The following is a 13,339-nucleotide window of genomic DNA, read 5'->3' as shown; positions in this document are numbered from 1 at the left end:
GTCACGCCGAAAAAAGTCCTGTAAAGTATAGTATATCAATAATTTCAAAGAACATTTTCTAATTTTTAGTGGACACTAATGAAATTATCTTTTCAATAAATCCTCTAATAGTTTCATATAGTAACCACCTACCACTGAACGTGCTTTAAAGTTCATTCTCACAGCAGTATGCGTATCATGCCAGTCACTGATGGGCACACGGGATGTTGTTTCATTCGCATACTTATAAACCGGATCTATTAATGCATCAAAATCAGATCTGTCTCCTGAAAGAGTAGCTGTCCACATTATCCAGTCAGTTTTAGTGTATGTCGCCCTATTATCTAAAGGCAGTCCATATTCGTTCTGTAATGTTTTATACAGAGCCATCTCTTTTTTAATAATCTTAGGATTAAAGATATTGAACTTCAATAACTTATCCCAAACAATATTATACTTTTGGCTCCAGGTACCAGGCCTGTCAAAGGTTAACCTGTAATGATTACCATCATCTGCCATCGTTTCCCACTGAGTTGCCATATCTTTTGCAATCTGCATATACTCTTCAGCAACATCTGTCTTTCCTAACATGCCGGCAAGTTTTCCATAAGATGCTATTCCCATTATCGCCTTAATCGATAGGTTTGTGTTATGCGCTAAATGTCCTGCAAAATCATCAGTACAGAGTTGATTTTCCGGATCTAGACCATATTCTTTAAGATATTGAGTCCAAGTTGTCAATGTTTCCCAGTGCTGGGCTGCATAATCAGCATTTCCTTCAATCTCAGAAATTGCTGCAGTTAATATCAAAACGTTCCCCGACTCTTCTATAGGCATATCACCACCATAAGTCTGCCCATTCGCAATAGGATATGTACCTACATCATGTGCGGCAAATGGTTTTGTCCATTTTCCACTTTCACTGTAATAGAAAATTGGATTAAGCATTGCTTTTACCAAATCTGGATTATAGATCAGGAATAAGGGTGATGATGGATAAGTAATATCTACTGTACCAATGGATCCATTACTATTGTTCTCCTTAGAAAAGAATAGCAGGTTTCCTTCTTTATCCTTTACCAATTTATGCGCTGCAATTGCTTGTCTATATACTAATGAGACAAGCTCTGCATATTTGCGACCACCTACCCTCTCTGCATCTGAGAACAGATTGTGATTAAACTCATCACACCTTTTCATTATTGAAGAATACTCATCTACAGCATCATCAAAAACAGTGAATATATCAACAGTACCATCTTTAGTCCAATAACCTTTTAAGTCCTCATCGAAATATCTGACTGAGAATATATCATCATATCCAAGCATGATATAACCTGTTGTCATATTATTTGTGACCTTTCCCAAATCTTTACTATATGCCAATACTGTCATATTTTCACTATTCATTTTTTCTGACAAACTTTCTGTTTCAGTTCCAGAAACGGCTCCTGTACTACTAAACTCTTGTTTGACTTTCCAGTAGTCACCAAATTTCATGTTGGTTGACTTATCATTATGGCCTACCATGTAAAAATATCCCCAGTCAATTCTTACATCATCACCTTTTTTCTCTAAGATTGGTTGTTCCACTGTACCCGTTTTAAGAAATTTGAGTCTATTATTTTCAATCTCTTCGAAAGTTACAGCCTGACTGATATTGTGAACAGCCCACTGTGGCGTTGTTTCAAAATATATCTGAACTTCATGAGGCTGATTGGTTTTTGATCGTAGCTGATAGGAAATATAACTTATAGGACGAGAGACCAATTCCAGATCATCAAGTAGTAGTGGGGATGTAAAAATTAAATCCAATTCTATATCTCCACAATCAAATTTATATACTGTTTGCGTTGGCAGTACACTTACCGATTTTTGTAAAGCTGTATTAGCCAAGGTTGATTTGTTTGATTCCAGTTCGTAAAGACCAAAATCAACATAGGCACCACCTGTTCTATTGTGGCAGTGTGCGGTAATAATATTTTCACCCTCTTTTAGCGTAGCTTTAACTTCCTCGCCAAGTTCAGTCTGCACATCATATTTCCATGAATAACCGGTATTTGCGACCTCTATTCCATTTACATATAGTTCAAAAATATCATCGTGTGAATAGTGTAGGAAAATATCTCTGTCCTTAAGATCATCATCCAGATTAAAAGTTCTGCGTATCCAGATGTCTTTTGTTTGCCAAAGTGTTGATAGATTAGGTTCGTTTTCTGTTCCAAAGGCTGATTGTCCGGTTTTCCATGAGCTATCATCATAGTCTAATGATTTCCATCCTTCTCCGGTAGGTTGTTGAAATGTATACTTACCCTCCCACTTTTCTTCGTGTGATGTAGGTAAAATTGCTTTTAAGGGTGTTTTTTCAATACCCATGAATCTGTATATCGTTCCGTCTACTCTAAGTGCACCTATAAGAGGAAACTCTTTTTCAGTCCAGTGCCTTACCTGATCATCATATAAGTTGTTGACGTTTGACCATGCATTAAAATATGGGTCAACTGTCACCAATGGATAAGATGGAGCACGAAGTTCTGTGGTCAGATCTGTTGCAATAATTATACTGTTTTTAGCAGGCTTGCCGCAGGATAGCAATGCAATAAACGATATCAAAGTAAGGAGTAAACCATTCTTTTTCATTTTTTTTGATTTGATTAATTAAATTCTAATTAGGGTCTGCTTATTAATTCCCAATCAGGCACACAATTTCATTTGTGGCCCGAGTGGATAGAGGTTTATTTCAGCAGTTTCTTCATCCTTCGTATCTTGGTCAACCTCTTCTTGATTTGCCCCGGCTTTTAGCTTTAATCCCTTTCTTATCAAATCATCTATTAATGATTCAAGGAGATCGAGATCGATTCGCTTTATGATGGAGATCAGCAGTGACGGTGTCATCACCTGTTCATACGTGAAGGCTTCAAGACCAAGAAAATACTGCATGTAGGGATTCTCCCGTATCATCTCGATCACTCCACGGTCGTCACTCTTCATGATGTGCTTGATGATAATCACTCCAGGCAAAAGCCTGGCATCCTTCGTGGGTGCACCCCGGTTGCTTTTGAAGTCCCTGAAATAAATCCGGGCGAACTCTTCCCAGTGTACTATTTTGGTTCTATATGATATTGTATGGGTAAATTAAAATTGAATTAACTTTGTGGAATGAATTCAATAGCACTTTTCACTTTAGCATTAGGTTTGGAAAAACCGTGGATCATTACCAAAATAGATATTGATCCAAGCATATCACAGTTGGATATCCACATAGACTTTGAGCGAGGCTCAAAGTTTTTAATGCCCGACGGAGCTTATTATACAGCTTATGACAGTAGCGATCATACATGGCAACATCTGAATTTTTTCCAGTATCGCTGCTATTTGCATGCGCGCATACCCCGGGTAAAACAATCTGACGGCAAGACGGAGGTTCAAAGTGTACCTTGGGCACGAAAAGGAAGTGGTTTCACTTTATTGTTTGAAGCGTTCTCTATGTTGCTGATAGAGAAAGAAATGCCTGTAAGCAGCGTTGCTTCCACGTTAAAGGTTTACGCACAACGTATCTGGGGAATTTTCAATTATTGGGTAGAACGTGCACATAAAAAAGATATCCCTGAAAACTTAACTCAAATCGGTTTTGATGAAACTTCACAGAAGAAGGGGCATAACTACATCACACATTTGGTCGATTTGAACGAACGGCGTGTACTTTACGCCTGTCAGGGCAAAGGTTCTGATTGTATCGAAGAGAGCGTAAAGTATTTAGAAAGCAAACATGTAGATACCACTCAAATCGAAGATGTTTGTATAGATATGTCACCCTCTTTTATCGCGGGTTGCACAGCGTATCTTCCAGAGAGTCAAATAACATTTGATAAGTTTCACGTGGTAAAAGAGGTCAATAAGGCGATGGATGAACTCCGTAAATTAGAACGAACAGGAAATGAGCTGCTGAAAGGACATAAGTATACTTTTCTGAAAAAGAAATTGAGCGACAAACTACAAACAGAGAAGGATATACTACTCGAGATGTATCCAAAGCTAGGGCAGGGATATTGGCTTAAAGAAATGTTTGAGGACTTTTGGCAGATAAAGGACACGGAAGAAGCAGAAAGCTATTTGGCCTTTTGGTGTGACTTTGCCATGGAATCTAAAATACAACCTTTTATCCGATTGGTAAATACCATTAAAGCCCACTGGAGAGGCATTGTGAGATATATAAAGAGTAAAATCTCAAATGGCATACTCGAAGGAATAAACTCAAAAATTCAATTGGCTAAAAAAAGAGCAAGGGGTTATAGAAACTCCCGGAATTTTATTAACATGATTTACTTTACCTGTGGCAAACTCAAATTTGACTACCCACAGTATTTCATATAGAACCACTATTTTTGAAAGAACAACCCACCGGTTATTCTCATCCAGTTTTTGCCTCGAAGGGCATCTTGAACTCTGAAATTGAAAACTGCCCGGAGCTCCTGTATCGTATCATAAAATGCAAGGTTTATAAAGTAAAAATACTCAATTTCTTGCAGTTATACAAATATTATGTCGATTAATTTATTGATTTTCAGTACAAATATCTAATATTCAGTTGACCCGAATCATACTGTTCTTTAAAAATAAAATATGGAGGGGGCTATAGATAGCCCCTACTCCATACATAGCATTCTTTTTGTTTTTTGATTATTTGTTATCTCAATCTTACTACATCTGAATAAATAGCCTGGTCGGCACCCACAGTTCTTACACCTACTCTTCCAAAAAGAGCTTTGGCACTTGCAACCTGCTGATTGCCGGAAAGATTCATTGATAAATTTAATGCACCTGTTCCAACATCCCTGAAATCCTCACGAGCAATATAAGAAACATCATCAACGAAATGGGTTTTACTAACAAGCAACATCACATAATCGATATTTGCTGTTTCTACAATTTGATTTACTGTAAATGTTCCATTCAACTGCGAACCATTTAGTGTAATATTTGCATCTGAAATCGTAAAGTAAGGTGTTACCTGAATATCAACCGTAGTCGTTCCATTCACTTTAATCACTGTTGTATCACGTGAATTTACCCATGGTCCGTTCTGATTTCTGGTCACCAGTTTATATTCTCCATCGAACAACTTGGCACTAAAAGTTCCATCCTGTCCAACATATACAGGGATGTGATCTCTTAATTCATAGCCATCCTGATAGAGTTGCAGTTGAACAGCCTCGCCGGTTCCGCGTAAACCAAGAGTCTGTCCGTTATATGTGATTCTACCATGCAGCTCAGATTGAGGAGCATCATAGTTATCCAGACCACAGGCAGTAAACATCATTACTGACAGTAATGCTATTACAAGGTACTTAAAAATCTCATTTAAAATTCCCAACTCAAGTTAATAGTTTTCAAAGCGGAATTTCTCTTTTTTTTCGAGAGATACCGTTTTATTTTCTTTTCATCTTCACTGTTTCTTGCACGTTTAACGTGTTGATTTACTTTTTATGGTGGCGTTTTTATATATATTAACATTACCACTCTTCCAAGGCATGGCAATTCCTTGTCATAAACCCTTTTACGACACGAAAGATGGCGATGGACGATTAAGTGAAAATCCGTCATCCGGTCATCGTTGTCGTTATTCGCTGCTCAAAATCACGCCACCCCGCTTTTCGGTAATACTCCTTAGGCATTTTTACCGTGACCTGCCTGCCGGATTTCACCACTTTACCCGGCACTCGGATAAACCATTCTCGGAAGGTAGAGTGCTCTTGACGCCAAACCCAAAAGTCGCCCCGGTATCGCATGAGCACCGATAAACTGTAGGCAAATGACGAAAGTTGCCAAAGAATATCGTTTACCCAAAAATCATGCGTGATGGTTTTTCCCGCACAAAGCGAGTTTTTGGTTTGCTCGATCCAATTCTCACTCTCTGATCGGGATCCATAAAGGGTATGGAGCTGCAAGGCATCCAATCCTTTCAGGTTCGAGCAATAGCAAAAGTACTCATACTCGGGTACAAATTGTTTTTCGCCAAAATAATCGACTTCAACCATTTGCTTTATGATGCGCACGGCATAAAACATGCGGGGATTCCTCCAACCGCTACATTGATGTGTAAACTGACAGGTCGCCGTCCGTGGGCCAATCGGCTGCCAAGTCTGCCCGGCAAGTAAATCTTTCAGGTTTTTCAGCTTTACTTTCACCAAATATTCATGTTTACCGTCTTCTAACAAATTAAATAATCCACCATTGAAAAAACCGCTGTCGGCCCTGAAAAACACCTTCTCCACCTTTTGGGGAAGAGCGGCCAAGGTTTCTTTGACAAACTCACAAACTCCGTTTGAGGTGTAAGCTGAACCCGGGCGGAGCCATGAATTGACAAGCAGTTTCATCTCCGTGACAAAACATAAGATGGGGTGATAGCTTTTCGAACCCTTCTTATGCGAGTTATAACCCACCTCAGCCCCTTGTTGGTTGCCGTAAACGGTAAATGTGCTTGAGTCGCAATCAAGTGTCAAGCGGCTTAAACCGCAACGGGAAACTTGCATGCCTGTAAAACCCAACAACAGCTCGTGAAGCGAACGGGCGCCCCTTTCACCCAAACCTGTCAAATGGCGGCGTATGGTGTCCTCGTCAATGTTCTTGGGTAACTTCAACAAGCGGGCAACCAAGGCGTCAAAGGTGAAGTTTTCAATCCGCTTCAAACGGTGAACACCGCACAACGATGCCAACAGGATACTTGAGAGTATTTGGGCTGTGCTGAAACGGCTTGCATTGTGCCGGATGGTTGGGAAAAGATGTTCCAGCCGGCGATAAATGCCACAATGGTTGATAAAATCAGAGGTTACGCTTAACCCTGAATATGACGTTAATTGTTCTGAACTGAACTCTTTCTTTACTGAACTGGCAGTAAATGAGATTTTTTTACTATTTTTGTATTGCATGTGTCGGGTGAGTGTTATTTTTTATTTAACACCTTAAAGATAAATACTTTATCTGGCACATGCAACTTTTATTTGAGACTTTTAGGAGGTATTTATATTGTATCATAATTGTTTATTTTTTCGAAATTAGACATTTTTATTGATAAGGATTCTTAACCAACTTAGGATTATTATTTATCCATCCCTGATCAATGAAATTATAATAATTTCTCATTTGGAAGTCTCTTGGAAATGGTGACATATGAATTTTCACTTTATCAAATACCCATTTTCCGTGATTAGGATTACCCGGGTCATTTACAAGATAAGGAAATAATCCCCATTGCTGAGCTTTTGGATCATCCTGTATACCATTCCATACTTTATCTGCAATTCTCCAACGTTTTAAATCCCAATATCTGTGATCTTCAAATGCAAACTCGACTCTTCTTTCCCGCACAATATCATCAAATGTCATAGAAGCAAGTGGCTGAATACCTGCTCTTTCCCTAATCATATTCAAATATGTTAGGGCTTTGCCGGTCTGACCTAATTCAAATGCTGCTTCTGATGCAATCATTACAGCTTCTGCAAACCTGAATCTTGGGAACCACATTTCACTTCTTCTACCACGAGTTGAAGCACTAGGAGTTTCATCTAAAAATTTGCGGAAGAAGAATCCTGACTTGTTTACATATTGGTCATTAGATTGATTTGGACCATTTATTGATGTTATAAGAACATCATTTTCGTCAGTAGCACCTGGTGTACTTGTTCTTACTCTCCACTCTCCGTTTTCAAGATATTTCTGACCTGCCTGAAGTACTACAGGTGAACCCTTAAAGATAGCACCTGGATAAATTACTGTTCCCCATAATCTTGGATCCTTGTTTGCAAATGCATCCTCTGCTCTGTCATAAAAGATATAGTTTCCTTCATTGTCTCTGATTTTGATTTCACCATCTCTATTATCAATGTATTCAAAATCTTCAACAAGATTCAGTATCGGACCAGCATATGCACGGTCAATATCTTCAGCATGCGAAGCAGGAATATTTATTTGTGTGAACCCATTAGTCTGTCCAGGATATTTATAATCACGTGCCCAAATCACCTCTTTATTGTTTTCCTTTACAGATAAAGCCTCATAAAAGTTTCTTCCTCTGTCATCCGGTTTATTAAGCTGTAATTCATATTTACCGCTGTTTATTACCTCTTCTGCAGCTGAAAGGGCTGTTTGATAATATCCCTGTGCAAGGTTGGCATCGATTCCAACTTCACCACCCGGAGTTTTAATCGGGTTTGGCATTTTGTTATTGTAGTTTGCGATTGATCCTGCATAAACAGCTGCTCTTGCCTTAAGCATCAATGCTGCCCATTTGGTAGCTCTTGCCCCATTGATACTTGGGTTTTCAGGAAGGAAATTCTTGATTGCTTCGCATTCTGAAATTATATAGTTGTAAATTTCAGCTTCTGTAGATCTTGGATACTGAAGTGTGGTAATATCCATACCAGGCGTATAATCAAATACTTCATCTCCAATAATAGGCATACCACCCATTCCACGAGCCATATTAAAATATAACCATGCTCTGATAAAACGGGCTTCACCTTCTAACATTTTCTGTGTATCAGCATCTAACACATCCGTTTCACGTACACCTTTCAAAAACTGATTGAGGTTTCTCATCAAAGTGTAATCATATACTCTCCATCTGTTATCCTCAAAACCTTGTCTGGTGTCGGGGCCGCTATCTGACCTTGATGCCTCATCCAAAATTGTATATGAGTATGAATCATCAATATGTTGCCCCCATGTAATTCTGCCGTAGAAGTTAGAAAGAACTGACTTGATCATAACTTCGTCACCGAAAACCTGATCATCAGATAATATTGTATCCGGTTCTCTCTCCAAAAAATCGGAGCAGCTTGTGAATGCAAAAAGCACTAAAGCAAATGCTATATATATATTTTTTAATTTCATATCTTTTTAGAATTTTACAGTTAAACCAATATTCACGATTCTGGTTGTAGGATAAGCCAACCCATTAGTCTCCTGAATTTCAGGATCGACTCCAATTAAATTGGATAGACCAGCAAGATTCTGACCAGAGAGATATAGTCTTAAACCAGAAAGTGTGGCTTTCTCCACAATAGATTTTGGGAAATTATATCCAAACTCTAAGTTTCTTAATTTTAAATCACTGTTGTCCGATAAAAACTTTTTAGAAAAAGTACGCGGGCAAATTTGAGTTTTGCCCGTCGTACTAATAATTGTAGCTTTGTATTCATCACAAAACAAGTCTACAATGAACAAAAGTACTTATTTTTTTGGACAATCGGTATTCGGACAGCTCATATCTATGGTAGATACAAGGATTATCGCCCGAAACAGCAAACGGTACAAGGCCGATCATTACGTGAAACGTTTCACGGCTAAGGATCACCTTATAAGCATGTTGTTTTGCGTCTTCGCCAAATGCTCCTCCCTGCGCGAGGTGGCGGGTGCAATGCTCGGTCTTTCAGGCAAGACCAGGCATTTCCAGCTCGGCCACATACCCTACCGGAGCACCTTGTCGGACGCCAACAAGCGCAGGAGCGTTGATTTCTTCTCGGGCGTGTACCACGACCTGCTTCGCGAGTACCAACACGTGATCTCGGACACCCGCTTTAAAGATGTGTTGAACAAGCAGGTCGAGATCTTCGACAGCACGGTTATCAGTTTGTTCCAGGACATCTTGAAGTGCGTCGGCAGAACACCCTCGAACGGTAAACGCAAAGGGGGGATCAAGGTGCACACCGTTATCAATGTCGACGAGCCCGTTCCCAAGATGATATGGTTCTCATCCGCTGCCACGAACGATCACCTGCTGTTGAGGAAACTGGAACCGGATGACAACACTATTTACGTCTTCGACAAGGGATACAACGATTATAAAGCCTTCAAGCTGTTTTGTGAAAAGGGAGCCGGATTCGTTACCCGCATCAAGGAGAACGCCGTTTACAAGGTGGAGCAAGAACTTTACATCGATGAATGCATCCACAGCGGCGTGCTGGAAGACACTATCATCGAGGTGACCGTGAAGGAAGATGATGGCGGGAGCAAGCTGAAGTTGCGCAAGGTGGTGTTCTACGACAGGGTGTTGAAAAGGAAGTTCGAGTTCCTCACCAACCTGTTCGAGATGCGGCCCGACATGATAGCGGCCTTGTATAAAATAAGATGGAAAATAGAGCTGTTATTCAAGCAGTTAAAATCAAACTTCCCCCTGAAGTACTTCCTCGGGGATAACGAGAACGCGATAAAAATACAGGTATATTGCGCTTTGATCGTGAACCTCTTGCTCACGGTTATACAGAAGCGGTTGAAACGGCCTTGGGCATTCTCCAACCTGGTGTCATTTTGCAGGATACACCTGTTTAATTACCTGCACTTGATAAAATTTTTAGAAAACCCGGAACGAGATTGGCAACGAGATGACCAGGATTTAGAGATGCTTACCCTTTTCAGGGGGGCTTACTTTTGAAAATAGAAAAATTATAAAAAGAAACGACTGATAATAAGCCGGTTAAAAGTAACGAAGAATCAAAATCGGTTTTTATCGGACGGCAATGATTTTAAATACCTAACATTTTTCTTCCAGAATGTACTGTTCCAGTAGTTACTGTGATTACTGTTACCAATCAGCAACATTGGATATTTACCTGGTATTAGTTCACTGTCGGCATCCCAAATATCAGACAATCTCCATGTATTTTCCATGTAGTACTGAGGATTATTGCCGCCATCATGGAATGGATTTCTCTGTTCCCACTCCTGGTACCATGTTGAAAGAGCACCTCCGGTTAGGTCGAATGCAAGGTCGAATCCTTTCCACATAAAGTTGAAATTCATACCGTAGTTAAAAATTGGAGTTGAATCCTGACGATATCCAATTGGACGTTCATCCAGCCAGTTGATAACACCGTCACCATTTACATCCTTATACTTGATATCACCAGGACGAAGAGTTCTGTTACCCTGACGGTCGTTGTCAATTGGCCAGGTTGCAATTTCTTCCCAGCTCTGGAACTGACCATCTGCCTGAAGTCCCCAGTTTAGATATCCATAACGTTTTTCAATTGAGTTTCTGTAGACATTCCATGAGTTACTGAATCGAGGTTTATACTGCTCCCAGTCATAAAATCTTGAATAGGTTGCGTTACCTCCAATAGAATAGGTCAAATCACCCGCTTTTGCTGTCCATTTAGCCATTAAATCATACCCCATATGCATGTCAGAGTTCAAATTCTCTCTAGGTAAGCTGAATCCAACTTCAGAAGGCAATAGGATATCATATTTGGATGCTGGCAGACCGGTTCTCATACGCCTAAAGAAGTCGAATGAACCTGTAAGCTTGCCATCATAGAAACTTGCATCCAACCCAATATCAAGAATTTTTGCTTTTATCCATGACAACGTAGTCACTGGCAGACCACGAGGAACTGTACCTAAAGTATATACTCCGTCAATAACAGATCCTCCATTTTTGTATGTGTATCCTGACATATAATCAAATGCATTGTAACCGCTCACATTATCATCTCCCAGTAAACCATAAGATGCTCTGAGTTTCAGGTCATAGAATACATTTGTCAATTTGCTGTCTCTCCAGAAAGACTCTTCAGAAATTCTCCATCCCACTGATGCTGAAGGGAAAAATCCCCATCTGTGATTTGGTGGAAACTTCCATGAACCATCATACCTGCCAGAAAACTCTACCAGATATTTTCTGGCGTAGTCGTAGTTAAATCTTCCGAGGAAACCAAGACGTGCCTGTGTATTATTTCCAGTATCATTGTATGTATCCATAGTTTCATAGTCTATAAGAAACAGTGCATTCGAAGTAGGAATAGAGTGCACCCATGTACTTGGAGTATCTCTTTTTATTGTTTCTGCTCCCAATACAGCAGCCACGTTGTGATCTCCGAATCTTTTATCATAGTTTAGCTGTATATTAGTTGTAACCTCTTCTACATAACCTTGAGTTCTCTCACGCCATGGATTATTATTTTCGAAAATCACAGGATATGTATCTGTATCTTCGTCATAACCATAAAGTTTGTAGGTATACTCATGGTTATCAAGTCTCTGATTAGCTAAATAATAACTGAACAATCCCTTGGCTTTTAATCCATCGAACAGTTCATATTCAGCATCAAAGTTCAACTGACCTACTCTCCATGTATTCTGGTATGTACCTGACAGTTCGTATGTAAGCCATCCAAAGTTGGTAGCAGGGTTGGTTGAGGTCAATGTTGGATATAGTGGATTATCATTGGCAAATGGCCTTCTTGTAGGTAAGTTTCTGTAGGTACCGAAACGAGGCATCCAGTAGTCGTCAACTTCAGGGACCCCCGGGTTTTTCCTTGTCTCGATACGTCCGTTCATACCTCCACCAATTTTGAAGCGATCAGAAATATTGGCAGTAACATTCATCTGAACGTTGGTTCTCTGGAATCCACCATAGTTAACAATCATTGCATCCTGCTTAAGATTACCAACACTCAGGTAGTAATTTATATTTTCGGAACCTCCCGAAACATTTGCATTTACATATGTTTGGGGAGATACTTCCCAAATAAAATCATACCAGTCAAATGGAACATAACCTTTTTCAGTTCCTTTTTTCCATTTTTCATAATCTTCTTTTGTATATGTGTAGTTGGTGGCACCCTGAACCGTTTGGGACTGAATATAATTGGTAATATAGGTTACAGCGTCTGCAGGTTTTGGGAAAGCATAAAGGCTTTGCCATCCATAATAGGTATTAAGTGTTACAGTATTTTTGGAGTTTTTTGAACCTTTCTTTGTTGTAACAACCACAACACCGTTTGCCGCACGTACACCATAAATAGCTGCTGAAGCGTCTTTCAATACAGTTATTGTCTCAATATCATTGAAGTCAATATTATTAAACTGACCCTCATCGGATTGTATACCATCTATAACATATAATGGTGAACCCATGTTTCTGATCTGGATATTAGTTGTGGCACCCGGACGTCCATCCACCTGACGTGAGTTAATACCGGGAATCTTACCAACTAACGCTCCTGATGAAGTTGAAGCCTTAGATCTGCTTATGTCTTCTGCTCCGATAACAGAGATAGCTGAAGTCAGAGACTCTTTTCTCTGGGATAGACCGAAACCGGTTACAATTACTTCACTCAGTATTTCTGTATCTTCAGTCATTACTATGTCGATATTTGTACGCCCATTAACATTAATACGCTGGGTAGTCATACCAACATATGAGACTTCTAAAACAGCATTCGGTGAAACGCCGCTTAAAGTATAGTTACCATTGAAATCGGTTGCTGTTCCCAACGAGGTATTAACAACCTGTATGGTAACACCTATCAGTGGATCACCGGAAACATCGCTTACACTCCCGCTCACTGTAATAGTTTGA

9 protein-coding genes are annotated in these 13,339 nt (G+C 39.7%); 2 read left to right on the top strand and 7 right to left on the bottom strand.

Translation table 11 applies throughout. The features are described from left to right. Nucleotides 1–84 precede the first annotated feature (84 nt). Entirely contained in the window at nucleotides 85–2,619 is a 2,535-nt protein-coding gene (locus tag ING2E5A_RS07580) for a glutaminase family protein (protein ID WP_071136884.1), read from the bottom strand. A 54-nt stretch (nucleotides 2,620–2,673) separates the two neighbouring features. Further along, complete coding sequence (locus ING2E5A_RS07575) at nucleotides 2,674–3,057, bottom strand: transposase (protein WP_394332600.1); 384 nt, start codon at nucleotides 3,055–3,057, stop codon at nucleotides 2,674–2,676. An 81-nt stretch (nucleotides 3,058–3,138) separates the two neighbouring features. Here ING2E5A_RS07575 and ING2E5A_RS07570 point away from each other — a divergent pair, with 81 nt between their 5' ends. After that, a complete protein-coding gene (locus ING2E5A_RS07570; RefSeq protein ID WP_071135804.1) occupies nucleotides 3,139–4,353 on the top strand; it encodes an ISL3 family transposase in 1,215 nt (404 codons plus the stop codon). Nucleotides 4,354–4,666: 313 nt separating this feature from the next. On the opposite strand, the gene ING2E5A_RS07565 is transcribed toward ING2E5A_RS07570, so the two are convergent. From ING2E5A_RS07565 to ING2E5A_RS07550, 4 genes are all read right to left on the bottom strand, one after another. Continuing rightward, nucleotides 4,667–5,353: a DUF3823 domain-containing protein gene (locus tag ING2E5A_RS07565; protein WP_083373250.1), complete on the bottom strand. Its 687-nt coding sequence runs from the start codon at nucleotides 5,351–5,353 to the stop codon at nucleotides 4,667–4,669. A 226-nt stretch (nucleotides 5,354–5,579) separates the two neighbouring features. Continuing rightward, nucleotides 5,580–6,908, bottom strand: coding sequence for an IS1380 family transposase (locus tag ING2E5A_RS07560; protein WP_071135938.1), 1,329 nt, complete (start codon nucleotides 6,906–6,908; stop codon nucleotides 5,580–5,582). A 136-nt stretch (nucleotides 6,909–7,044) separates the two neighbouring features. Next, nucleotides 7,045–8,871, bottom strand: a complete 1,827-nt coding sequence (locus tag ING2E5A_RS07555; RefSeq protein WP_071136881.1) for a RagB/SusD family nutrient uptake outer membrane protein — start codon at nucleotides 8,869–8,871, stop codon at nucleotides 7,045–7,047. A gap of 6 nt (nucleotides 8,872–8,877) precedes the next feature. After that, entirely contained in the window at nucleotides 8,878–9,204 is a 327-nt protein-coding gene (locus ING2E5A_RS07550) for a hypothetical protein (RefSeq protein ID WP_154670058.1), read from the bottom strand. Here ING2E5A_RS07550 and ING2E5A_RS07545 point away from each other — a divergent pair. Continuing rightward, nucleotides 9,197–10,411, top strand: coding sequence for an IS4 family transposase (locus ING2E5A_RS07545; RefSeq protein ID WP_071136879.1), 1,215 nt, complete (start codon nucleotides 9,197–9,199; stop codon nucleotides 10,409–10,411). The genes ING2E5A_RS07550 and ING2E5A_RS07545 overlap by 8 nt on opposite strands. A gap of 59 nt (nucleotides 10,412–10,470) precedes the next feature. Here the strand turns inward: ING2E5A_RS07545 and ING2E5A_RS07540 are convergent, their stop codons facing one another. Beyond that, nucleotides 10,471–13,326 carry a SusC/RagA family TonB-linked outer membrane protein gene (locus ING2E5A_RS07540; protein WP_231960357.1) on the bottom strand — a complete coding sequence of 952 codons (2,856 nt, stop codon included), beginning with the start codon at nucleotides 13,324–13,326 and terminating at the stop codon, nucleotides 10,471–10,473. Nucleotides 13,327–13,339 lie beyond the last annotated feature (13 nt).

It is taken from the genome of Petrimonas mucosa (assembly GCF_900095795.1).
Lineage (GTDB): Bacteria > Bacteroidota > Bacteroidia > Bacteroidales > Dysgonomonadaceae > Petrimonas > Petrimonas mucosa.
This window is presented reverse-complemented; position numbering and strand designations above follow the sequence as displayed.

What these genes read in the sequence shown, in the direction of transcription:
- ING2E5A_RS07580 (WP_071136884.1), bottom strand. Translation starts at nt 2,619, where the DNA reads ATGAAAAAGAATGGTTTACTCCTTACTTTGATATCGTTTATTGCATTG.
- ING2E5A_RS07570 (WP_071135804.1), top strand. Translation starts at nt 3,139, where the DNA reads ATGAATTCAATAGCACTTTTCACTTTAGCATTAGGTTTGGAAAAACCG.
- ING2E5A_RS07560 (WP_071135938.1), bottom strand. Translation starts at nt 6,908, where the DNA reads ATGCAATACAAAAATAGTAAAAAAATCTCATTTACTGCCAGTTCAGTA.
- ING2E5A_RS07555 (WP_071136881.1), bottom strand. Translation starts at nt 8,871, where the DNA reads ATGAAATTAAAAAATATATATATAGCATTTGCTTTAGTGCTTTTTGCA.
- ING2E5A_RS07545 (WP_071136879.1), top strand. Translation starts at nt 9,197, where the DNA reads ATGAACAAAAGTACTTATTTTTTTGGACAATCGGTATTCGGACAGCTC.